This window comes from Endozoicomonas sp. ISHI1, from assembly GCF_024606225.1.
GTDB lineage: Bacteria > Pseudomonadota > Gammaproteobacteria > Pseudomonadales > Endozoicomonadaceae > Endozoicomonas_A.
The window spans coordinates 59956-83862 of record NZ_JAGRPU010000023.1; the positions used below are offsets into that span (position 1 = coordinate 59956).

Below are 23907 nucleotides of genomic sequence, written 5' to 3' on the forward strand. Positions count from 1 at the left end.
TTCGCATAAAATGTGATCCGGATACTCACCCGGATGCGTAGGAGGTAAAACTCATCAAGTTGAGGCTTTTATGAAAATATTGGTTGCTGGTGGCAGCGGCGGAATCGGCCGGTCTTTCGTCGAAGAGATCGTACGTGTAATGCCACAAGCGGAAGTGCATGCTACTTTTTTCAGAGGCTCTCCAGGTTTCGAAAACGCCCCGGAAGATAAACACCTCGAAAACTCCGTTTTATGGCGCAAGGCAGATCTTACCGATGCGGAATCTGTAGAACAACTTGCCAATAGCGTTGGGCCAATTGACTGGATTATTAATGCCGTGGGGATGTTGCATACATCGACTCAGATGCCTGAAAAATCGATTACTCAGGTAGATGCAGATTTTTTTCACAAGACAATGGCGGTCAATGTTCTATCCACTCTCTTTTTAGCGCGTTATTTCCTGAATAATTTTAAGGGCAGTGATTGCCCCCGATTTGTTGCACTGTCTGCAAGAGTGGGCAGTATTGAAGATAACCAGTTGGGTGGCTGGTACAGTTACAGGGCATCGAAAGCGGCTCTTAATATGGTGTTGAAAACATTCAGTCATGAGTGGCGAAGGAAAAAGCCTGATGGTTGTGTTGTGGCCATGCATCCGGGCACGGTTGATACTCAGCTTACCGAGCCATTTAAAAAAAATGTTCCACCTGAAAAACTCTTCTCTTCAAATCACTCAGTCCATCAGATGTTGGAAGTTATTCGTCGTCTAAGTTCTGGGCAGAGTGGTCAGTTCCTGGCTTACGATGGCTCTTCGATTCCATGGTAGTTGTTCGAAAATTTGATACTTTGTGATCATACCCTGAGCAATAATCCGGCCCCTCCCGGAAAGCCCGGGGCATAAATGACAAAGCTACTTCACAATTGACATTGAAAGATGGGCATGGAAATTTTCAAAGCCCGCTATGGAAAATTTCTGCCAAAGCAGGCTTTGAAGGTTGATAGCGTCAGGTGAGCATAGACAAGACAACTTCTGCAACAGCTTCTGAAGAGGCAGGATTTTGTCCGGTTACCAACAAACCATCGGTGATACAGTAGGGTGACCAGTCATCTCCCTGACTGTATTCAGCCCCTTTATTTTTGAGTTCATCTTCCAGAAGAAAGGGCACGACATCGGTTAACCCGACAGCGGCTTCTTCGCTGTTGCTGAAACCAGTGACTCGCTTGCCACTGACCAGCGGTGTATTGTCTCCTTTCACAGCATTCAGCAAGACGGCTGGTGCATGGCATACGGCAGAGACTGGTTTCCCTTGTTTGGCAAATGTCTCTATCAGGGCGACGGAGTGCTTGTCATGGGCCAGATCCCATAAAGGACCATGTCCACCCGGATAAAAGACGGCATCATAGTCGTCTGCAGAGACTTCAGACAACTTGACGGTATTCGACAGTTTATCTTGCAGGGCACTGTCAGAATCAAACCTCTTGGTGGCAACCGTCTGAAAGTCTGGCAGGGCACTTTTGGGATCAACAGGCGGTTGTCCTCCCGCAGGGGAAGCCAGAGTTATCTCAGCATTGTGATCCGCAAACACGTAGTAGGGCGCTGCGAACTCCTCGATCCAGAAACCGGTTTTCTCTCCCGTGTCTCCCAGCTTGTCATGGGAGGTCAGGACGAATAGCACCTTCATAAGTTCATCTCCATATGGTCAGGCGGCATGCCTGAGAATTTGGCTGGCTACTTCAGGAGTAATGTTCTGTTTTTCTCCCAACGCAGTCATTTTATGCCGTTTCAGCTGATCAACAAGGTCGGCGATGGCGCTTTCTTCGATGCCATAATCGGACAAACGAGTTCCAATGCCCATCTGTTCAAAGAAATCACGGGTTTTGTCGATGGCTGCATCCATCCTCTCCTGGTCGCTGCCCTCCTTAATGCCCCAGATCCTGTCGGCATACTGAAGCAGCTTGGACGCTTTCTCTTCTCTCATGACATGCATGACAGAGGGAAGCACGATCGCCAGTGTCCGGGCGTGATCCACTCCAAACAGGGCGGTGATCTCATGGCCAATCATATGAGTAGACCAGTCATGGGGCACACCCATGCCAATCAGACCATTCAGGGCCTGGTTTGCAGTCCACATGATCGTGGCTCTTGATTCATAATCCTGCGGTTGTTTGAGAACCACCGGGCCCTGCTCAATCAGGGTTGACAGTAAACCTTCGGCATAGCGATCCTGAACAGGTGCATTCTCACGGGTGGTGAGATACTGCTCCATTACATGAACAAAGGCGTCTACTACACCGTTAGCGGTCTGGCTTTGGGGAAGGCTATAAGTGGTTTCCGGATCCAGCACCGCAAATTGTGGATAGACTTCGGGACTGCTAAAGGCCAGCTTGTCATTCGTGGCTCTGCGGGTAATGACAGACCCGGAGTTGCTTTCCGAGCCTGTGGCTGGAAGGGTAAGAACATTGCCTGCAGGAATGGCCTGGTGGATCCTGGCTTTGTCACTGAGAATGGTCCACGGGTCGCCTTCAAATGGAATAGCGGCGGCAATAAATTTTGTGCCGTCAATCACTGAGCCACCGCCTACCGCCAGCAAGAAATCAATGTTTTCCTGTTTTGCCAGAGCGACTGCTTCCATCAGTGTTTCAAAAGAAGGGTTTGGTTCAATGCCACCAAACTCGGTAATGGATGGGTGGTCTTTCAGGGCTTCCCTGACTTGATCAAGAGTGCCGTTCTTTTTAATGCTACCACCACCATAGGTGATCAGGATTCTGGCATTGCGCGGGATTTCATCAGTAATACGGGCGATCATGCCTTTGCCAAAATGAATGCGCGTTGGGTTGTGAAACGAAAAGTTTTTCATAAATGATCCTGATTCTAATTAACTGAGTTTAACGAGCATTTTGCCGGTATTAATGCCAGAGAAGAGGCCCAGGAAAGCCTCGGGGGCCTGCTCGATACCTTCAAAAACCGTCTCTTTCCAGGAGATCTTGCTTTCCTGTATCCAATGGCTCATTTGTTGAACAAATTCGGGGTAGTGGTCCCAGTGCTCAAACACAATAAAACCCTGCATTTTTAATTTTTTCACAATCATCTGTGACAGGTTAGCCGGTCCGGGAACAGGAGAGGTTGAGTTATACTGATCAATCATGCCACACACAGCTATGCGACCATGATCGTTCATGAGGTCGAGAGCGGCTTCAAGGTGCGGGCCGCCAACATTTTCAAAATAGACATCAATACCTTCAGGGCAGGCTTCGGCAATGGCATTGGCTAAATTGGGGGCGGCCTTGTAATTGACGACAGCATCTATTTTCAATTCTTCCTTCAGGTAGCGTGCTTTTTCATCGGAGCCAACACTGCCGGCAACATAGCAACCTTTAAGCTTTGCAATCTGGCAGACTGTGGACCCCACAGCGCCGGATGCAGCAGAAACAAAAACACGATCACCTTCCTTCAGTTCAGCAATTTGTGTTAACCCCGTCCAGGCTGTCATACCTGGCATACCCAGAATTCCGAGGAAGGCCTGATCGTCAACCTGTGTCTTGGGTAATAGCTGAAGGTCTTGACCCTCAGAAATGAAGTACTCTCGCCAGCCATTCATGCTGGACACTTTACTGCCTTTGGGCAGGGATGGGTTTCTTGACTCTACGACTTCTCCGATGGCTGCGCCTTCAAGAGGGGCATCCAAAGCAAAAGGAGGTATGTAGCTTTTACGATCGATCATGCGTCCACGCATGTAGGGATCCACTGACATCCAAAGATTTTTAACCAGAATTTCACCTTCTTTCAGCTCTGCAACTGGCTGAGAGACCAGCTTGAAGCAGCTGCTGTCAGGCAAACCCTCGGGGCGTCTGACAAGGTGAATCTCGTGACTTTTCTCTATAAACATGAACCGAAATCCTGAAACGATAGTTAAGAGGTAATTTATCGTTGTAATCAATATGACTCCAATGCATCATCGTTATAGTAGTCATGATTGTGAGTAATGATTTTGCCTGTTGATAATCTGTCGTCTTCTGACTTAAATCTGCTGCCGGTCTTGCAAGTTCTCTTGGAGGAGCGCAGTGTGACCCGTGCTGCCGGTCGATTAAATCTGACTCAGCCTGCCATCAGCCGCAGTCTGGCCAGACTCCGGGTACTTTTTGATGATCCTCTATTCACTCGAACTCCCCAGGGGCTGGCGCCCACTCCACGGGCTGAGGATATCGCTCTGGGTTTGCAGAAATCATTGCAAGATATCAGCCAGTTAATTGAACCTCCCCGTTTCATAGCAGCAGAGTCTGAACATAGCTTTCGATTGGCGTCTTCAGATTACGGGGCCCATGTGTTATTGCCTGAAGTCATAAAGAGGTTGAGTCGGGAGGCTCCGGGAATTTCGCTGGAAATTGTGCCCTGGCGCTCGCATTTGCTCCATGAACTGGATCAGCAGAATGTCGATCTGGCAACCTGCTCTATCACCGACGCACCCGCAATGATTCATGGGCGAGGAATAGGTCAGGACAAGTTTGTCTGTGTTGTCAGAGATTCTCACCCTCTGGTGGAGCAGGGTATGGATATTGAGCGCTATGCCAGTCATTCCCATGCATTGATCACCATGGGAGGAGAGCGAAAGGGAGCTGTCGACTATTTGTTGGAAGAGCGGGGATTGTCCCGGCGAATTGCCCTGAGGGTACCGCATTTTATTGCGGCACTGGCTCTGGTTGCCAATACCGATTATATATTGACAGCGCCTTATGGTTTGGTGGGAAGCTGCGCTCATCACTATGGGCTGGCAATACTGCCTTTTCCCATGGAGCAAAAGCCTTTTACCTACTCAATCATATGGCATGAGAGGTATATGAAAGAGCCTGCTCATATCTGGTTCAGGCAGCTGGTCTATGAAGAGCTGACCCAAAAGATCAATCGGCTTCATCTCGAGTGCAAGGTTTGAACACATTGTGATTGATTAAGCGCATGTGAGCATAAAAATTTCGTTTCTTTGTTAATTTTCTGTCACTATGTGAAGTGCTTGGAACAAACAGGGAGTGTTTGAAATGAAAGCTAACGGATTGGCACTTTTGCTGATTTTATTTCCTTTGCCTCTGATGGCTGAACAGGTGGCAGATAATCAACGCTGCTCATCAGGTCTGGCCATCTATATCGCAGGAGAGTATGCCAAAGCATTTGAGGTGCTCAAAGCTGAGGCTGACAAGGGGCTGGACTGTGCACAGCACTGGGTGGCCAGAATGTACCAGATGGGTCATGGAATCCCCATGAACAGAGAGCTTTCTAAAGCCTATTATGAACTGGCTGCCCGTCAGGGGTTTGAGCAGTCCATCATGCAGCTTGAGTTGTTGAAGAACGATTGAGATGACCAGAATAAAAAAAGCCCCTGACCACTTTTATGCTGATCAGGGGCTTTTTTAATGGCCGGGAATGAAGGGTGAGTACGTCCAACCAAGCGTAAACTTTTGTCTGCTGTCATTTTTAGGAAGGGCTAACGTTTTTGAAAGGCACTAAAATAAACGGGGGATAAATTAAACATCTTCAAATTTAAGGTCTATTGTTATGCCTCATCAATAAAGCCTGTAGGCAAATCCAATTATGAAAACGGCAAGACTTCTCACTATGACTCATCTGTTTTTCTTATTCATAGTATCTGTCGTTTTGCCGTTTGATGCCTACAGTGCTGCTTATGCCAATCTATTGAGCTGGACTGGTTGGTTGAGTTCCTCCAAAGCCATTGAAAAAAGGACAGCGGTATCGGAAGGGATTAGCAAGCTGTCGTTTATAGGTAGCGGTCCGCCTCTCCTTCTTGCTTATGGTGGCAAGACGGTTGACGAGAACATCAAGACAGTTTCTGAACTAGAGGACAATCAGCTTTATATCGTCCTGAATAGCCAGCCGGGCGACCTGTTTAATTTTTGTTTCAGAACTCCTCCCGCATTTTCGTCGGGAACTTTGCCCTACCCACCGGTCATTACAAAGCCTTTGACGGGCCAGAGTATGCCTCATATGCAAAACGGGGGAGTAAGACTGATCGCATTGGCACCAGACAGTGATCGCTGGCAGCATGAGTACCTGGCCAGATGGCGTTTACCGCCAGGTAATCAGTCCTTGGTTCTGTCCATTGAAGACAATGAGAGTGGATGGGTTTTAGAGCCAGAATGTAGCGGTATTGTTTCAGAAAGCACTGGTTCACCGTCGTCTTTGGATAGCAGTGTTCACGACGGTCATAATTTCGGTGACAAAAAAAAATCATCTGTCGATATTATTTTCCGTAACACAGAGACTCTAAAAAATGAGCCTGACCATCCTGAAGACAAAAGCCGTTTAAGTGGAGCTTTGGCTATACCCGTAGCTTCTGATAGTGCCGATAACCATGAGTCATTCACAAGCTCTGGTGGTGGCGGTTTTGGTGGTGGGAATGATTTTGACGATTTATTCAAGAAAAGGCCGGGAAACGGGATGGCCCCACTTTACTATTTTGAATGGATGAGTGAACTGGTCAGCAGTATGGTCCTGATGCCTGACAATGACGGCCAGACCGTTAAAAAACGGATCTGGGATAGCCGGATTGTGCTCAAAATTAAACAGGGTTGGAATGAGCAGACGATCATTATTTCGCAGGCACTGTGGGACAGGATAAGCAGGGCAAATCTTGAACGGAGTTCAGAACTGTTTCTGGCATTGTCCAGAAGCCCCGATGATCCGGAAGCTGCATTTAATCATTACCTGGACAGTAACCGGGCACAACCATTACAAACAGAAGACTACAGTCGTTATGCACAGCAAGGTTTCATTTTAAGTCCTGAACAATTACGCAGTGTGTCCGTTTTTCCGGGCTATTGCCCCACTGGGACCGGTTGCTCTGGAGGAACCAGTCAGGTTGAAAAGGAAATGGCCGGCCTTGGTATGCAACCACCCACCTATACCCAATCTCAAAGAGACTATGGTCGGCACAATCAAGGCAGCCGTGGAGGAAGGAATAGTGGGGGAGACGATGGGTCGGGTGGGTCTCCAAACGCTGGGTTATGCCAAAAGTGTAGGAAACCTGTACTCGCCTTCAATAAATGCCGTGAATGCCTGAATCGTGAATCTGATCTGGTCGAGCTGGAAGCGACTGAAGAACCGCTTGCTGCGATAAGACGAGATAAAGAAATGCCGGTGTCTGAAGCAAAGGATTTTAATACTTCAGCAATCCATGTATTTCGATGGTTCCAAAGTTTGAGATTCAATGAAAAAAAGAGAGGGGGTTATTTTCGCACTAATGATTTCTGTAATTTGCCAGAGCTTTATAACCTCTTATCTCATGGCCTTGCTTCAGACAAAAATAATCTAAGTAAATTCCATTCGAAATGGGTTGAATTTACAAAAGGAAATTTAGAACTTTACCACCTTATTTCAGAAGTCGGTGAACTGGCAAAATCCCAGGGGGGCGATGATTATGTTGAGGTGACGAGAATTATTAAATCGCTTGCTTTATACAGTAATATATATGAGAGCGAGGTTGCATTAAAACTATTCAGAAATGAATTACTGCACTACTTAAAGAGTAATGATCTCTTGGTGTCAGATGACTGGGATCAGGTTTATTATTCAGGGTTAACCCAACAAAAGAAAGCAAGCCTAATTAATTTTATTTATCAGGTGTTTAAAATAACTGGTCGTTCTCTACAAGAAGAAATTGTCCCATCGGAATATAAAACAATAGTGATGTTTAATAGATTAGCCAGAGATATTTATGCTGAGTATAACTTTGGTCTGCCGGATATTAACGATCAGGGGGAGGGATACACTATTATGTGGGGCTATCCGGACCATATTCAATATTCTTTTATTACCCGATCTAACATGAATAGATTACGTGAGGGTCGAAGTCATCAAGCACTTCAAAAACTGGCATTAGATATTTCTGGCGATGAATCATCAGGAGCTGAAAATGTTAGGGCAATGTTTACCGCTTTGGTTATTATAAGATCAATGTTTGCGGAACGTTTAAGAAAAGTGTTCCCGGAACACGCTTTTTTACTAAAAGATGTTCCTCGTGTGCAACTTGAGTTTTTAAGAACTTTTACCCTTAAAGCCAGAGAACAACTTGTTGAGGTACTAAAACTTACTCGGCCAGAAAAAAAAGACGAATTCGTACGTAATATGTTTTTGGTCTTTGGTATGGTTCCTGAAGAACTGTCCCAGGAGTGGAGCCCTCTATTTGTTCCTTCAGAGCAAGCTGCTGCTCACAAGGAAGATGTACAAAATGTCAGTCTTCACGCTGACGTGAACGGTTCAGGAGGGGGCTGGCAGGTGGTCGGCGATTCAAGAGCACTGAAAAGCAAAAAGAAAAAGCGTTCAGGTTCCACAGGCAGGTCTGTTGCCGGGTATCCACCCTGCGCTGCCCGCTATCGTGATAACTCTCGTCCGGATACAGTTCAGGGGCAGCAGGCTAAAGTCGACATAGGACAGCAGTTCCGACGTCGGCAGTCCTCAACACGGGCCAGTTTGCAGCTGAATGATTCTACCAGAGGTAATGATTTTGGCGGTGTTCAGTTAAATCCTGCACCAGGAAAAAAAGTAAAGCTGACACCTTTGGCGGTCAGGCCCCGGTACGATACTCCGCTGATAGATATTGGTGCCAATCTGGTAGGTAACAACAGATTTCATAACTTAAGTGGAGTTCTGGCTGATGCTGTCCGTTCGGGGGTCGGCACCGTCATTATAACCGGTACTTCTATCCCAATATCTGGACAGGTTCAGGATGAGGTAATGAAATGGGTGGAATCCTCTCCTGTGTCAGACAGAGTAACTGGTCAGGCAACAGCTATTGACGTTTCCTCTGACGCCTCCCGATGTTCTTTATACTATACGGTGGGTTGCCATCCTCACAAGGCCAAAGACTTTTTAAAAGACGGTGGTATCCCGGCGATAAAAGAAATACTTGAGAAAGATCACAGTCGCTGCGTCGCAGTGGGTGAGTGCGGGTTGGATTACGACCGTAACTTCTCAGATGAGAGAGATCAAAGAGAGGCTTTCCGGCAGCAGCTGGCACTGGCTGTGGAAATGAAAAAACCGTTGTTCTTGCATGAGCGTGATGCCCATGACGATTTCAAGGAAATTCTGGAGGGTTATATTGGGCAGCTGCCTGCAAAAAACATGGCCTGCGTTCACTGTTTTACCGGCAATGGCGAGGCTCTTCAAGATTACATCGATATGGGGTGCTCCATTGGAATTACCGGATGGATTGCTGGTAACAATAACAGAGATCTGGTGGAAGCATTGAGTACTGTTGGATGGGATGTTCTGCGGGACCGTCTGATGATTGAGACGGATGCACCATTTTTACGCCCCTTTCAGGTGATGTCCCGAAAAGATAATCCTAAGACGGATAATAAAAAAAGAGTTGATAATGTCCCTGCTAATCTGCCCTATGTGGTCCATGCACTGAGCGAAGTGCTGGGTGTAGATGCAGAAGAGATTGCTGCTGCAAGCACCCGTAATGCCAGGAAGATATTCTCCCTATTTGACGTTGATTGAACTTTTTTTATTGTTTTCGACGACTCCCGGGATCTCTGTTTTCCGAGCGACTGTGTTGGAAAGTCAAATTCCGTCTGAGGGTAATGTATAGGCTCAAAGTATCTTGAAAAGCTTTGTAGATGCCGGGTCTTCACTTAAGGCAGGCTAATAGCGATGTCAGAAGCAGAAATGCTGTAAATGATGGAAACCCGCCAACTAATCAGCGGGGCTCTGGACGCTCTGACAATAAATGGCGGTGGGTCAGAGATTCGAACTCTGGGAAGGCTACTAACCTTCGCCGGTTTTCAAGACCGGTGCTTTCAACCGCTCAGCCAACCCACCTAAAGAGGTTTGAAAGTGCAGCAACGAACATGGCAACAACCCGATTTTTACCAGCTGAACCCCGAGGATGTTACTGCACTTTGAGAAGTGGCGGAGGGACAGGGATTCGAACCCTGGGTGGGCTATTAACCCACGCCGGTTTTCAAGACCGGTGCTTTCAACCGCTCAGCCATCCCTCCGCAGCAACGGGATTGAATATTACCTGAAAACGATCAACTGTCAAACCCTTGAAAACCAAAGAATATCTCCTGATTGGAAAAATCTTTACGGCATGGCACCGGAAAAAAGTTACGGCTGTTACGGTTTTGTAATGCCTGCGGGGTACTGTGGGCATCCTGTAAAAAGAGAATCTCGATATAGCCGGTGTGTTCAGCTCTGGTATACTCCCTATATAAGCCCCAATGCGAGGAATAAAAAATGGAACGCAAATCCACCGTTTTAGCGTCAAGGCCGACACAGGTTGGCAGCGGCATTGAAATCAATAGTGTTTTGCGCAACACCTACCTGTTGCTAGGTATGACACTGCTGTTCAGTGCTTTTACTGCGGGTGTGGCTATGGCACTGGAAATCAGTCGTATCACTGCCCTGGTGCTCAGCTTGGTAGGTTTTGGTCTGATTTTTGTTGTCAATAAAACCGCTGACTCAGGCAAAGGTCTGGTGGCTGTTTTTGCTTTCACCGGCGTTCTGGGTGCTGCCCTTGGGCCTATGCTGAACTTCTATCTGGCGCTGCCTAATGGTCCTTCTCTGGTGATGCAGGCGCTGGGCGGAACAGCCGTTGTGTTCTTTGCCCTCTCAGCCTACGTGCTGGTTACCCGCAAGGACTTCTCATTTATGGGAGGCTTCCTGATGGTGGGCCTGATTGTGGCCGTGATTGCCAGTATCGCCCTGATCTTCTTCCAGATCCCGGCGGCATCCATGGCTCTGTCTGCTGCTATTGTGCTGTTGATGTCCGGCTTCATCCTGTTTGACACCAGCCGTATCATCCACGGCGGCGAAACCAACTACATCCGCGCTACCGTCTCTCTCTACCTGAATATCTACAACCTGTTTACTGCTCTGCTCTCTCTGCTGGGCATGTCTGACGACTAAGTATTCAGTAATTTATGAAAATACCTCGGTATTCCCGGGGTATTTTTTTTGCACCAGTGACGGTTATAGAAACTTTTTGTAGACGGGAGTCTGTGAATGAAATATGCACTGGCTGTCTACGGTGCTTCCGGTACCGGGCAGTCTTCTCTGACAGCACTTTCTTTTGCCAGGGCCTTGCTGGCTGCGGGCCATGAGATCATTCGAGTCTTTTTTTATCAGGATGGAGTGCACAATGCTTCCAGCCTGGTTTCACCGCCACAGGATGAGGTGAATCTGCCGGAGCAATGGCAAAAGCTGATCACAGAGCAGGGTATTGATGCGGTAGTCTGCATCGCAGCGGCTCTTCGCAGAGGTGTGGTGAATACTGAAGAAGCTGAAAGATATGAACTGCCAGCCAGCAATTTCAGGGAGGGGTATGAACTCTCGGGATTAGGTCAGTTACTCGAAGCGACCGTTGAAGCTGATCGTCTGGTGACTTTTGGAGACTGAGCATGAGTCAATCTATTTGCATTATTTCAACTCAGGCCCCTTATCGTGGCCAGTTTGCCAGAGAAGCGCTGGACGCTGCCCTGGTTTCTGCTTCCTATGAGATCCCAACCAGTCTGTTGCTGATGGGTGATGGTGTTTATCAGATATTGGACGGACAATCTCCCGGGCAGCTGGAAAAGAAAAAACTTTCATCCCTGTTCCAATCTCTCGAACTCTATGGGATTGAAACGGTTTATGTGGATGGAGAGTCGCTGGCAGAGCGTCATCTTGATCCCGAGCAGTTGTTACCTCTGTACACGCTTCTGGAAGGAGACGCGGTGGCATCTTTCCTGGCACAGCAAGATAAGGTATTGAGTTTCTGATGGCTACTTTACATACGGTCAATAAAGCCGGACAACCCCTGGAACTGTGCCTGAGAGCCCTTAATCCGGGTGACAGTGTTCTGCTTCTGGAAGAGGGCGTTTACGCTTTGTATGAAGCCAGTGATGTTTTGTCTGATCTCCTCAGGCATATAGCCGTCTATGTGCTGGAGGCGGATGTTCTGGCCCGGGGAATGACGAACAGAGACGATCTGGATATCGATATGGTGGACTATCAGGGATTTGTTGAGTTGACGGTGGCCAACGATAAAGTGGTGAGCTGGTTTTAGAATATGTCGGATTTGAAGCTTGATAAAGACGGCTATCTGGTCAACCTTAGTGACTGGAATCCAGAGGTCGCTGGTCAGTTGGCAGCAGAAGACCATGTTGAACTGACCGATGAACACTGGGAAATCCTTAATCTGCTCAGGGAATATTATCAGCAATTTGAACACGCTCCCAGTCAAAGACCTTTTGTGAAATACGTTGCCAACCAGCTGGGAAAAGAGAAAGGTAACAGTCTCTATCTGATGAAGCTGTTTCCCGGCAGCCCCGCCAAACTGGCTGCCAGAATTGCAGGTCTGCCCAGACCTACAAACTGTTTCTAGCAGCTTGTGTATCCCCACCGCAAAACCGGGCTGTCTGGTCGACAGCTTTTCCATAGCTTCAATTTGATTTAGCCGCCTGGCTGGCAACTTTTAAGGCACTGACATCCTGACGATAGACATGCCAGCAGCGCAGCTCCAATCCATTTCTTTCCGCGTCATATTTAATATCATTGAAAGATCTAAAATTCTCGATACGTGACCTTTCATGAAGATACTTCCTGAAGATGTAGTCTGGCCAACATTGATCAGGGTTTCTGAGCATTTCCGGTTGTAATTGATCTTTCAACGTGGAGATCGCAGCTTGGTAGCTATCCCGCTGTTCAGGAAGTTTTGCCAGCAACTGGTTTAACCGGTGAATATCACTGTTTTCTGCATTCATTCTTGCGGCTTTTGCCTCACGAATGGCAGTCTCTGTCGCAGTAGCCTCAGGAGTAAAGAAATTCGCGAATGCGTGATAATGTCTGGTGTACAGCAGTTCCGGGGGAATATAGCGCTGCGGTGAGGATACATAAGGGTCTTCAGTGGTCAGGACAAAGCAGCCGGGATTGTTTTTTATCAGTGCGGTCAGATAAAAGTCAGTCATTCCCTCTGTAATCTCCCTGTTCAGTCGTTTTGCAACTGAGCCTGAGCCGGTAAAAGGGTGTATAGCGGTAAACAAAGTGGTCGCCGGTGAAGCGTCAGCAATTTCCTGAGCCGGGATCAGGTTTATGGGGAGTGGCTTGGCATCGTTAGCCTCATTGGCGTAATCATTGCGCACATCCACAGGAATAACTTTGATCCTGAATCCCTGTTCATTGAGGTAGTTTTGCATTAACAGGGATAGTTTTGCGTTGTGACAGCCAATATCCACAATACATTCGATTGTGTTGTTTTTGCTTAAAAAATTAGCCAGAAAGCTGAAATTATACAAATCCAAAAAGCGCCTTTTTGTAGCCTGGGCAGGATCAACAAAGGGTTGCGAAGTATCCAGCGTCATCAGTTTCTGGTTGCCGATCCGGACAGTTTTCGGTTCAACGCCATGCGGTATATTGGCATAGGTCGCACAGTAATTGCTCCGGGGATTGTTATCCATATGGACTGGTGTATATTTGGAAGTGCCGGGATATGGCCTGGAAGGCGTCTTCAAATCAGTCACGGTACGACTCGAAAGACCGACGGTTTGTTGTTCGCGGACTCCGTTGCCGTCGGTCTTCAGATAAGGGGCGATGTCATGGCTTTGTGAGCCATCCTCAGGTTTACAAGGGGGAGTTTGTTCTGTTATGCCTTGTTCTGCCATCTGAACGTGTGAATTGGCAGTGTCCATACCTTTAAACATGATTACTCTCCATGTCTATGAGTCAGTAATAAGATCAAAAACTTTATTCAGTTTGAACTTATAAAAAGTTTGTGATTATTTACTTTGACCAAGATATTAATACTTAGTTCAATTCATAAATTGGCAGTCATATTGTCATTTTTCAGGGCGTCCTCAATCGGGCGCTTAATCCCTTTAGCAGGTTGGCTGGTCACTTCTGAGCGTGAGGCTGTTCCCGGTATCGAATAGAAGTTCCCTGAGTCAGAACTTTTTGAGTCATCAGTTGTCGTAAAAAGATAGCGTGTCTAATAAAAGCTGGCTGATGTGGGCAATATTTTCAGGAGGAAAAAAACAATGCTGCCAACAGGAGGGGCGTCATCCAATCCACTAAACCTGAAAGGTGTTGATACAACCACATCTGAAAAGCATAATCCCGTAACAGCCTCGACTAGAAGAATACCCTTTGTCCAGAGCGAGACAACTCCGCGTACGCAAAGCACTGTGCCATCTGAAGGCTTATGCACCACAAAAAGGGTAAAACTGAAACCGGCTCGCTCCATTCTTGGTCACCCTTATTACAGGCCCGAAAATAAAAAAGCACTCTTGGCATCAAATAATTCATATAATAATGTGCTGATGCAACAAATGATGATGGAGTTGACAGAACTGCAAGTCTCTTCGAAGGAGGCGCAATGTCGTCAGCACAACCTTTTGGATAATTCATCCCCGCAAGTCTTTATAAATCTGATAAAGCAGGGTGATACAAAAAGCGTAAAAGAATGCATTACCAATAACCCCCTTGCTTTAGCTGTTAAAAATAAAGAAGGTAACTCAGTCCTGCATCTGGCAGTGCTACACGGCCATGATGACTTATGCCGACTGTTAGTTAGTAGGGCACAACACCTGTTGCAGGCAACAAATAATAACGGCGAACGACCTCTGCATATCGCAGCCAAAGAGGAACAAAACCATTTTTTGAGATTTTTTCTGGATAATTGCCCCAGTTTGTCATTATTGGAAACAGAGTTGCTGGCAACAGACAAATCAGGAGCTACACCGGTACACCTGGCAGCTCAATACGGAAATAAAGCTGGTTTGATGGCCATGCTTGATTATGAAAGTATCCGGAATGTGTTTGTTGGCAATTATTTCCTTATCGGGTTGGCGATAGAAAATGGTCATACACAGTGTGCGGAAGTTATTATTAACAGTGCAAAAACTGCGGGTACTTTTTTTCAACCCTATAACCTTCTTCACTATGGGGTAGAGTGTGGCCAGTTGGATTGTGTAAAATGGCTTGTGCAAACCTATCCAGACGCTTTCACACCTGAAGAAGGTGATTTAAATGACTTGGAGCCACTAACCCGGTTAGCTATAAAACGTGGCCATGATGAAATTCTAAAATATCTTCTCGAGCAGCCGTTCGTCATAAAACAACTGACGAAAATGGGGTATGCCTCTGAATTTGAGAGTAAAGAAAATGGTGCCTGTGCAAAACTGATCAGAGATGCCCGGGAGAAAGTGAAGTTGCCTTTTTGCCCGGTGAAAAATTTCGATAAAACACTATTCCAACAGGCCTTGCAGCAGGAAGAAGATAAAATTTTCAATAAAAATACCAAGAGAGACAATTTATCGGATCAGCCCGATAACAGTTTTGCCGACAGATCATTGTCCAGCAAATATCTGCCACAAGTTAAAGCCTTGTTAAGTGGGTTGCAGGAAGTAGGCGTTTATGTACATTGTATCATTGAAGAAAATTTAGATAAAAAAGGTCAATTCATGGCTATGGGTGATACCGCAGCATCGGTTGGACTGATTAAGGCTCTTGTTGCCCTGGGCGCCAAAACTATCTATGCACAATTGTCACCTCCGGATTTCAGCGATTTCATTACACGACAAAAATTTAATCATAAAGAGCAGATAAGATACATAAAGAAACAGCGTATAGCATTATCCATGTTGGCTTACTTACTGCCGGGAATAAAGCTTAAGCCGGGCACTCAGGAAATTTATATTAAAGACACGAGAGTTATCATTTCAAGCTGTAGTCTTAGAAGGGAGAATAAAATCAATGCAGCCGTTACCCTTTCATTTTTCCGACCTGAAATGCTTTACTGGCAATTGGGATACATACAAGAATCCTACATTACTTTAAAACCCTATCGTTTTTTTTCTGAACACGAAACGATGTATTCGGATACCAAAGCATCGGTTAAAATGAATGATAAAAATAACGAATACCCTCAGTGGTCACAGCCTTGCAATTTTTCGAGATCTACTTTCATCGATAAATCTCCCACAACTTCCATTTACGACAAGGATGCAATGCCTGATTGTAATATCATCCCTTTGCATCTACCGGCAAACTCCATTATCCCCAGCGATGATCTGCAACCACAGGGAACGGAAATATCCACTGAATCCGTCGATAGCCATCAAGCAACATTAATCTCTGCGATTGATGAGCTTTGTGATTTATCTACCAACGGGAAAATACAAACTGCGGTAGTTTATGGTTTGCATACTGTTCCGCGGCAGTATAAAAAAACGATACTAACCAATTGGCTTAGTGCTATTAAAATGAATCAGGATCAGCTGGCGGATGCTCTCCCAGTGGTGGTGACCACCACGGTCAGCGCTTTCAGGGATAAAGATAGAGAGGGAGATGAATATATGGATGAAAGTGGAACGAGTTCGTTAAAAGAAATCGCGAGCACCACAGGCTTTACACTGATTGACTTTCGGGATCAGCAGGACTGGGCCTCTTTGAGGGCCACGGTCAAGAGCCAATGGTTACTGTGTCTTATGCCCAGTTTGCCACGGCAAAGTTTCAATAAACTGGTGCAAAGCTCCCGGTTCCCGGTGTTAAGTGAAGGCGCCAATCTGACCTCGACCCTGTTGCAAAATGGCCAGGCCCATCTTTCTCTCCTTCCCTATGGAAATACGCCAGTGGCTCAGGACATGGGAGTGCCACTGGAGGCTTTAAAAGCCCTGGCCTTTTCCTGCAAGCTGCAGATGGAAAGAAAGGGTGCCGAGAATGAAGTCCTTAAAACATTGTCAAACTTTGTCAGGAAAGGCCGCTATGCAGAGGCACTCTCTTATATTGACAAGATAAGGACCGAAGGCTTTGAAAATGGAGCATTGAGTTTTGTATGGGCAGACCCTCAACCATCGCCTTTGCATTTGAGGCCAGTCACCATTATGAGCCTGTTACATAAGGCAGAAAAACTGGGTGGTATTGAGAAAAAGGCGTTGCTCGCAGCGCTTGACCCTTCCGATCAAGCCCTGACTGATTACATTAATAGCTGCCTGGACAAGAACTCAATAACAAATCATCATTTCAGGCTGCAGCAAATGCATGTCAATAAGCCTTTCAATAATAAGGTGCTGGCAGCGCTGCTGCAATTTGGACGCTATAAAAAACTGCTGCCATGAAGGTAATCCTGTACTTGAGGTAGTGGTTAAAACAGTAATAACTGATAGTGTCAGGGAACCTGCAAATCACTACCCGTCTGTTACGCAGTGCGGTCGCGGCATTCGTAAACCGTGCTGCCAGTTAACTTCTATTTAAAAATCAGGGCTCTTTAGTCTGGCCATTAACTTCTGAGGTATTGATACCCTGTCGATAGACATGCCAGCAATGCATCTCCAAGTCATTCCTTAATACTTCATTTTGGATGCCTTCGAAAAAATCGACATTTGCCTTGAATAATGTTTCATCCATATAGATCTTGGAGATGATATCTGGCCAGAATTCTTCTGGCTTTTCTAGAATGGGTTCTTTTAAACAATCTGTAATTCGAGAGATTGAAGCCAGATAACGGTCCCGCTGTTCGGGAAGTTTCGCCAGCAATTGGTTTAGCCGATGAATATTACCGTTTTCTGCGTTCATTTCTGTGGCTTTTGCCCGGCGGAGGGCCCTTGTCTCAAATTCCTTCGGGAAATGGCTATTCGCGATAGCATGGTAATGTTTGGTGTACACCAATTCCAGGGGTATGTAACGCTGGGGTGAGGATATATACGCATCTTCGGTGGCCAGAACAAAACAGCCGGGATTATTTTTTATCAGTGTGGTGATGTAATAGTCAGTTTTCCCCTGCGTGATCTCCCTGCTCAGTTGTTCTGCCTCTTCCCCCTCATCGGTAAAAGGATGTATGGCGGTAAACAGGGTAGTTGCCGGTGTAGCACCAGCAATTTCCTGGGCCGGGATTAAGTTGAAGGGGATTGCTTTAATGCCATAATGTTCAGCTTCTGCACGACAATCGTTGACATCGACAGGAATGACTTTGATCTGGAATCCAAGCTCCTTGAGGTGATTTTGCATTAACAAGGATACTTCTACGTCACCGCAGCCAATATCAACAATGTATTTGATTGCGCTATTTTTGCGTAAAAAGTCAGTCAGAAAGCTGAAGTTATGCAATTCCAAAGTCGAACTGTCTGCCGCCAGAGTGGGATCAACGAATGGTTGCGAAGGGTCCAGTGTCATCAATTCCTGATTACCAATGCGGACCGTTTCCGGTGTAAACTCATCCGATAGATGGGCATAGGTAGCACAGTAATTGCCAATGGAACTATTATCCACAATGGCTTTTTTCGCTTCGGATGAACCGTAATACGGCGTTCTGGAAGGCGTCTTTAAATCAGTAATGGTCCGGCTTGAAAGATCGACGGTTTGTTGTTCGTGGAAGCTGTCGGTTTTCAGATAAGAAGTGATGTCATGTTTTTGCGTAATATCATCAGGTTTACCAGGGGGAGTTTCTTTAGTGTCGCCCTGAAGTGTCGTTGGAACGACAGAGTTGAGAGTGTCCATACCGTTAATCATGACTTTTCTCCTTGTCTATGAAGATGCAATAAAATTAAAAACTTTTATTCAGCCTGAACTGATTAAAGTCTGTGCTTAATTTTTAGACTAAAGTGCCATTCATTAGTTCAATCCATGCTTCCATAAGGGGCAGCCACAAAATTTCAGCAATTCGTAACCACGCCGCGACCCACAGAGCCTGAAACCGTGGGAACCGGAGTTTTGCAACAGCTCTCCAGCCTGGTAGCTATTCAAATACAAAAAAGAACTTGTATCCGTTTACTAAAAACGAATAATATTCGGCTTTATTTTCAAGTGTTAGTGTCCTTTATGTCCAGACAGCAGAAACGTAATCAGAGAGAGGCCGAAATCGTTGCTGCCACACTCCTCCTGATGAAAGAGAAAAGCTTCCTTGATCTGCGAATGTCCGATGTTGCCAAAGCAGCAGAATGTTCCATGGGAGCCATCTATTCTCATTTCTCCAGTAAAGAGGATCTCCTTCTGGGGTGCGCCTGTTTTCTGGCCCGGCAAAAAATTCAGGTGCTTCAACGTGTTCTGGGTGCAGATCTGACTTCAATTGAAAAGATGGTCATGATGTCTCTCTGCATGTGGCAGGTGAATCAGGAAAATCCGGAGCACTTTGCACTCGGTCAGCTGGCCATGAATCCAAGCGTCTGGCAAAGAGCCTCGACCAATCGCAGTAATGCCATGAATGAGTTGGGAGACTACATTGACAATCTCCTCAAGACTCTGGTTCGGCAGACACTGGTTGAGAATGGTTATGAAGAAGTGTCTGAGACCTTGGTCGCCGAGTTGTTGATGGGGCTCTGGGGGCTGTCCAGTGGTCTTTATCAAATTAAGGAGTCAGGTTTTGGCGTGTTCAATGCGGACTTTCGAGAAGACGACGGAGTCAATCTGCACCTGGCAAATATTGAACGCTACCTGGCAGGCTGGAACCTTCATGCTAGCGTTCCCAGATCACGACTTATTGAACTGGTAGACGTTGTGGGTGCCTATACAGCCCTTGAAGCAGTCTGCTGAAAGTTTTACGTTAAACACAGTTTGGTTGGCAATTGTGGCATTTGAAGGTGGCGCAGAGTGTTGTTCTTTGCCCATGGCTGTTTATATTAATCCCCTCAGGCAGGGGATTTTTTACACTATTTTGCGAATGATATTCGGGGTTTGGATGCCCTGTGTCTGAGAGGGAGAAAGATAATGAAACCGCTTTTCAGCCTGCCCAAAAGCAAGGCTTTGTTCAATAGCAACAAGTTGGGGCATTCTCCGGCTTTTGTAGGCTTGGTCGCTGCGATTCTGGTGCTTACGGGTTGCTCGCAGCCACAGGAAGAGCAAAAAGAGCTGGTTCGTCCTGTGAAGCTGTTCAAAGTGGAAGACTCCAATGCCGGGAACTTACGGCAGTTCCCGGCCAAGGTTTACGCCAGCAGGGAAGCCGAGATTTCTTTTCGTATTCCCGGTGAGCTGGTGGAGTTTCCGGTCAAACAGGCTGAAGTGGTAAAGAAAGGGCAGTTACTGGCCAGGCTGGATGACCGTGATATTCGCAATGAGCTGGCTGCCCGACAGGCAGATTTTGATCTGGCAGAAACGGAAAATAAGCGGATTAAATCACTGTATCAGAAAAAAGTGGTCTCCCGGTCCGAGCTGGATAATTCCAACGCCAAACTGAAGTCCGCAGGAGCAGCTCTGGAACTGGCCATCGATAAATTGAAGTACTCTGTGCTGAAAGCGCCGTTTGGTGGCCGGGTTGCCCAGACTCTGGTAGAGAACTACCAGTTTGTTCAGGCGCAGCAAACCACTCTTATTCTGGAGGGCAGCAATACCCTTGATGTCAGTATTCAGGTTCCGGAAAGTATTGTCGCCAATGTCCGGGAAGAGGATGTGGATTTCAGCTATCAACCGGTGGTCACTTTTGCCGGAAGACCCGGTACTGAATATAAGGTCAGTTACAAAGAGCACGCTACGAGGGTAAGCCCCGGTACCCAGTCTTACGAGGCGGTTTTCACCATGCCCATTCCTGAGGACTTAACGGTATATCCGGGGATGGGGGCAACCCTGACGATGGATTTAGCAAAAATTTCACCAGCAACCAACGGCGGTGAGCACTTTGTTGTGCCTGTGTCTGCGGTGTTGAAAGACAATGTGACCGGCAAGGAGCAGGTGTGGGTATACGATGAGCAGAATAATACAGTGAAGCCGGTTGCAGTGACGTTAGGTACTCTTCTCCAGTCGGGTATTGAAGTCACTTCAGGGCTCAGTGAAGGTGTGCAAATCGTTTCAGCGGGCCTTAATCGTCTGCGTCCTGGCATGACCGTCAAGCCACTGCTGCGCGAGCGGGGGCTGTAAACATGAATATCGCGGAGTATTCGATTCGAAACAAAGTCATCAGCTGGATGTTTGTGGTTCTGCTGTTGATCGGCGGTACGATATCGTTCTTTGGTCTGGGGAAATTGGAGTTTCCGGAGTTTCCGATTCCTCAGGCGATGGTCAATACAGCTTACCCGGGGGCTTCACCCCAGCAGGTCGAAGAGGAGGTGACTTTGCCTCTGGAACGGGCCATTCTGGAACTGGAATATATAAAGAATATCGATTCCGTCTCCAGCGCGGGTCTTTCCCAGATCATGATAGAGCTCAAAGATGAGTTCTCTGCCAGCGACCAGCCACAAATATGGGATGAGCTTCGCAGTAAGGTTAATGATACCCAGTCCTCTATGCCTCCCGGTGTGCTGCCTTCCATCGTTAATGATAACTTCAGTGATGTCTTTGGCATCATGCTGAACATCAGTAGTCGTGATTTTAATTATCGTGAGCTGGAAAGTTATGGCGACTTTCTTCAGCGCGAACTTTCTCTGGTGGATGGCGTCAAGAAAGTCAGCCTGGCGGGTACGGTCGACGAACAGGTGGTTATTGAAATCTCTCAGCCCAAATCGGCCGCCCTGGGGGTCGATCCGGCCTATATCTACGGTCTGATCAAGAATCAGAATGTTGTATCCAATGCCGGTAACATGTTTATTGATGGCTTTTCGGTGCGTATTCATCCCACGGGAGAGTTCAGGGATATTAGTGAGCTGAAACAGTTGCTGATCAGCGCACCAGGCACCACTGAGCTTATTTATCTGGGTGATATTGCAGACATTCACACTGCATTTGATGACACGCCCCAAAATCTCTATCGAAGTAACGCTGAGAAAGCGATTTCCCTCGGTATATCTTTCGCCAAGGGCGTGAATGTAGTGGACGTCGGGGAGGCCGTTAATGCCCGTCTGGCCGAACTGGAGTCAAGCCGTCCAATAGGGATCGACGTTACCTTTGTTTATGACCAGCCTGAAGTAGTCAGGGCTTCAGTGAATGGCTTTCTGGTCAGCCTCGCTGAAGCCATTGCCATTGTCATTGTCGTCTTGCTATTTGCCATGGGGCTGCGTTCAGGCCTGCTAATGGGCGGTATTCTGTTGCTGACTATTCTGGGTACTTTCATCGGTATGAACGTGCTGGGCGTCGATTTGCAGCTCATTTCACTGGGCGCATTAATCATTGCCCTGGGGATGCTGGTGGATAATGCCATTGTGGTCACCGAAGGCGTTCTGGTGGGTTTACACAGAGGGCTTTCCCGAATGGAAGCCATCAGGCAGGTGGTGATTCAGAATCAGTGGCCTTTGTTGGGCGCTACAGTGATTGCTATTATCGCCTTCGCACCTATCGGCCTGTCGCCTGATACCACCGGTGATTTCATGGTATCCCTGTTTCAGGTGCTCCTACTCTCCCTGATGATCAGCTGGGTTCTGGCAATCACGTTGACACCTTTCTTCTGTCATATGGTGTTTAAGGAACCCTCTGAGGCTATGGTGGGCAGTGAAACCGATCCCTATAAAGGAGCCCTGTTCTCTTTCTACCGCTGGTTTCTGGGCAAAGCCCTGAAGCACAGAATTACAGCTCTGCTACTCACAGTGGCTGCTTTGGCAATGGCTGTTATCGGATTCGGTTATGTTAAACAGTCATTCTTTCCACCCTCTAATACGCCGATCTTTTTTGTTGATGTCTGGATGCAGGAAGGTAGTGATATTCGCGCTACTGAAAAAGCCATCAAGCAGCTTGAGCAGGATGTTCTGGGTTACGAGGGCGTGGAAAATGTTACTTCGGTGATGGGCAGGGGAGCCCAGCGTTTTATTCTGACCTATGCTCCGGAAAAGAGTTATAGCAGCTACGGCCAGCTGATTATCGAGGTGGACAAAAGAGATCGGATGAAAGCGCTGATTGGCCCTATGGAAAAGACTATCAACGCCAAATACCCGGACATTGAATTCAAATTCAAGCTGTTGCAAAACGGTCCTGCACCTGCCGCAAACATTGAGGCAAGGTTCTATGGCTCAGATCCCGGGGTACTCCGGAAACTGGGGGCCAAAGCCATGGCCATCATGGAGGAAGAGCCTTCCGCTGTGGACGTCAGACAGTCCTGGAGAGAGCAGGTCACTATTGCCCGCCCCCAGTTTGACGAAGCCGCAGGCCGCAGAAGCGGTATTTCAAAACAGGCGCTGGATGAGGCCTTGCTGGTGAACTTTACCGGCAAGCAGGTCGGTGTTTACCGGGATGGCAGTCATTTGTTGCCGATTATAGCCAGAGCCCCGGAGGAAGAACGTCTGAACGCCAATACGCTGACCGATCTTCAGGTGTGGAGTCAGGAGCGAAGTGCGTTTGTGCCGGTGGCACAGGTGGTGAGCAGCTTCGAATCGGCCACAGAAAATCCGCTGATTGTGCGTCGCAACCTGAAGCGTGTTCTGACCGTGATGGCAGACGCAAGACCCTTCAGTGATGACACGCCCGAATCGGTTCGATTGAAGCTCAAGGATAAAATTGAGTCCATCACCCTGCCAGAAGGTTACACATTGGAATGGGGAGGTGAGTTCGAAATGTCCAGTGACGCCCAAAGCAGTATCTTTAAGTCATTGCCAATGGGTTACCTGATGATGTTTATTATTACGGTTTTCCTGTTCAGTACGATCCGACAGCCACTGGCTATCTGGTTTACCGTGCCTCTGGGCGTCATCGGTGTGTCTGCGGGCTTGCTGTTACTGAATATGCCTTTCACTTTCACAGCGCTGCTTGGTTTACTGAGTCTTTCAGGTATGTTGATAAAGAATGGCATTGTACTGGTGGAACAAATCAACATTGAAGAAAAGAAAACCGGCAATCTTGCCAAGTCCATTGTTGATGCTTCTGTCAGCAGGGTGCGTCCGGTTTGTATGGCGGCATTGACGACCATGCTGGGTATGATACCGTTGGTGTTTGATGCGTTCTTCAGCTCAATGGCGGTAACCATTATCTTTGGCCTGGGCTTTGCGACCGTTCTGACACTGATCGTACTGCCTGTCACCTATTCACTGCTTTACAAGGTTCGATACGGCTGATCGAGGCACCGGGACTTGATAAAAAGAGCCGTGACTGTAATAAGC

At 47.2% G+C, this 23907-nt stretch carries 18 protein-coding genes and 2 tRNA genes; 13 read left to right on the forward strand and 7 right to left on the reverse strand.

What is annotated here, in order from left to right; genetic code table 11:
- Window positions 1–70: 70 nt before the first annotated feature.
- Window positions 71–802 carry an SDR family NAD(P)-dependent oxidoreductase gene (locus tag KBW69_RS15000; protein WP_257281387.1) on the forward strand — a complete coding sequence of 244 codons (732 nt, stop codon included), beginning with the start codon at window positions 71–73 and terminating at the stop codon, window positions 800–802.
- A 178-nt stretch (window positions 803–980) separates the two neighbouring features.
- Here the strand turns inward: KBW69_RS15000 and KBW69_RS15005 are convergent, their stop codons facing one another.
- The 3 genes from KBW69_RS15005 to KBW69_RS15015 are packed head-to-tail and all read right to left on the reverse strand — an operon-like array spanning window position 981 to window position 3863.
- Window positions 981–1658: a type 1 glutamine amidotransferase domain-containing protein gene (locus KBW69_RS15005; RefSeq protein ID WP_257281388.1), complete on the reverse strand. Its 678-nt coding sequence runs from the start codon at window positions 1656–1658 to the stop codon at window positions 981–983.
- Window positions 1659–1676: 18 nt separating this feature from the next.
- The gene (locus KBW69_RS15010) at window positions 1677–2834 is read right to left on the reverse strand and encodes an iron-containing alcohol dehydrogenase (protein WP_257281389.1); all 1158 of its coding nucleotides are present in this window, start codon (window positions 2832–2834) and stop codon (window positions 1677–1679) included.
- Window positions 2835–2852: 18 nt separating this feature from the next.
- On the reverse strand, window positions 2853–3863 hold the full coding sequence (locus tag KBW69_RS15015; protein ID WP_257281390.1) for an NADP-dependent oxidoreductase: 1011 nt from the start codon (window positions 3861–3863) through the stop codon (window positions 2853–2855).
- Between the two features lie 102 nt (window positions 3864–3965).
- Here KBW69_RS15015 and KBW69_RS15020 point away from each other — a divergent pair, with 102 nt between their 5' ends.
- The 3 genes from KBW69_RS15020 to KBW69_RS15030 all read left to right on the forward strand — a co-directional run bounded on the left by KBW69_RS15020 (window position 3966) and on the right by KBW69_RS15030 (window position 9484).
- Entirely contained in the window at window positions 3966–4904 is a 939-nt protein-coding gene (locus KBW69_RS15020) for a LysR family transcriptional regulator (protein ID WP_257281391.1), read from the forward strand.
- A 103-nt stretch (window positions 4905–5007) separates the two neighbouring features.
- Window positions 5008–5322, forward strand: a complete 315-nt coding sequence (locus KBW69_RS15025) for a hypothetical protein (protein ID WP_257254723.1) — start codon at window positions 5008–5010, stop codon at window positions 5320–5322.
- Window positions 5323–6853: 1531 nt separating this feature from the next.
- Window positions 6854–9484, forward strand: a complete 2631-nt coding sequence (locus KBW69_RS15030; protein WP_257281392.1) for a TatD family hydrolase — start codon at window positions 6854–6856, stop codon at window positions 9482–9484.
- 230 nt (window positions 9485–9714) lie between these two features.
- Here KBW69_RS15030 and KBW69_RS15035 read toward each other — a convergent pair.
- A tRNA-Ser gene (locus tag KBW69_RS15035) sits at window positions 9715–9805 on the reverse strand.
- Between the two features lie 88 nt (window positions 9806–9893).
- Window positions 9894–9984: transfer RNA gene (locus KBW69_RS15040), tRNA-Ser, on the reverse strand.
- A 238-nt stretch (window positions 9985–10222) separates the two neighbouring features.
- On the opposite strand from KBW69_RS15040, the gene KBW69_RS15045 reads away from it, so the two are divergent.
- The 5 genes from KBW69_RS15045 (at window position 10223) to KBW69_RS15065 (ending at window position 12350) form a co-directional block, all read left to right on the forward strand.
- Window positions 10223–10894 carry a Bax inhibitor-1/YccA family protein gene (locus tag KBW69_RS15045; protein WP_257252809.1) on the forward strand — a complete coding sequence of 224 codons (672 nt, stop codon included), beginning with the start codon at window positions 10223–10225 and terminating at the stop codon, window positions 10892–10894.
- A gap of 96 nt (window positions 10895–10990) precedes the next feature.
- The gene (gene tusD, locus KBW69_RS15050; protein ID WP_257252807.1) at window positions 10991–11383 is read left to right on the forward strand and encodes a sulfurtransferase complex subunit TusD; all 393 of its coding nucleotides are present in this window, start codon (window positions 10991–10993) and stop codon (window positions 11381–11383) included.
- A gap of 2 nt (window positions 11384–11385) precedes the next feature.
- Window positions 11386–11745 (forward strand): sulfurtransferase complex subunit TusC, encoded by a 360-nt coding sequence (gene tusC / locus KBW69_RS15055; RefSeq protein ID WP_257281393.1) that lies wholly within the window; start codon window positions 11386–11388, stop codon window positions 11743–11745.
- A complete protein-coding gene (gene tusB / locus KBW69_RS15060; protein WP_257254554.1) occupies window positions 11745–12032 on the forward strand; it encodes a sulfurtransferase complex subunit TusB in 288 nt (95 codons plus the stop codon). Before tusC ends, tusB begins: the two co-directional genes overlap by 1 nt.
- A 3-nt stretch (window positions 12033–12035) precedes the next feature.
- Entirely contained in the window at window positions 12036–12350 is a 315-nt protein-coding gene (locus KBW69_RS15065; RefSeq protein WP_257254555.1) for a TusE/DsrC/DsvC family sulfur relay protein, read from the forward strand.
- Window positions 12351–12408: 58 nt separating this feature from the next.
- Here the strand turns inward: KBW69_RS15065 and KBW69_RS15070 are convergent, their stop codons facing one another.
- Complete coding sequence (locus KBW69_RS15070) at window positions 12409–13665, reverse strand: hypothetical protein (protein WP_257254556.1); 1257 nt, start codon at window positions 13663–13665, stop codon at window positions 12409–12411.
- Window positions 13666–13998: 333 nt separating this feature from the next.
- Here KBW69_RS15070 and KBW69_RS15075 point away from each other — a divergent pair, with 333 nt between their 5' ends.
- Window positions 13999–17079 carry an ankyrin repeat domain-containing protein gene (locus KBW69_RS15075; RefSeq protein ID WP_257281394.1) on the forward strand — a complete coding sequence of 1027 codons (3081 nt, stop codon included), beginning with the start codon at window positions 13999–14001 and terminating at the stop codon, window positions 17077–17079.
- A gap of 139 nt (window positions 17080–17218) precedes the next feature.
- On the opposite strand, the gene KBW69_RS15080 is transcribed toward KBW69_RS15075, so the two are convergent.
- Window positions 17219–18469, reverse strand: coding sequence for a hypothetical protein (locus tag KBW69_RS15080; protein WP_257254885.1), 1251 nt, complete (start codon window positions 18467–18469; stop codon window positions 17219–17221).
- Window positions 18470–18778: 309 nt separating this feature from the next.
- On the opposite strand from KBW69_RS15080, the gene KBW69_RS15085 reads away from it, so the two are divergent.
- The 3 genes from KBW69_RS15085 (at window position 18779) to KBW69_RS15095 (ending at window position 23862) form a co-directional block, all read left to right on the forward strand.
- Window positions 18779–19489, forward strand: a complete 711-nt coding sequence (locus tag KBW69_RS15085) for a TetR/AcrR family transcriptional regulator (protein WP_257254884.1) — start codon at window positions 18779–18781, stop codon at window positions 19487–19489.
- 174 nt (window positions 19490–19663) lie between these two features.
- Complete coding sequence (locus KBW69_RS15090; protein WP_257281395.1) at window positions 19664–20806, forward strand: efflux RND transporter periplasmic adaptor subunit; 1143 nt, start codon at window positions 19664–19666, stop codon at window positions 20804–20806.
- A 2-nt stretch (window positions 20807–20808) separates the two neighbouring features.
- Window positions 20809–23862: an efflux RND transporter permease subunit gene (locus tag KBW69_RS15095; protein WP_257281396.1), complete on the forward strand. Its 3054-nt coding sequence runs from the start codon at window positions 20809–20811 to the stop codon at window positions 23860–23862.
- Window positions 23863–23907 lie beyond the last annotated feature (45 nt).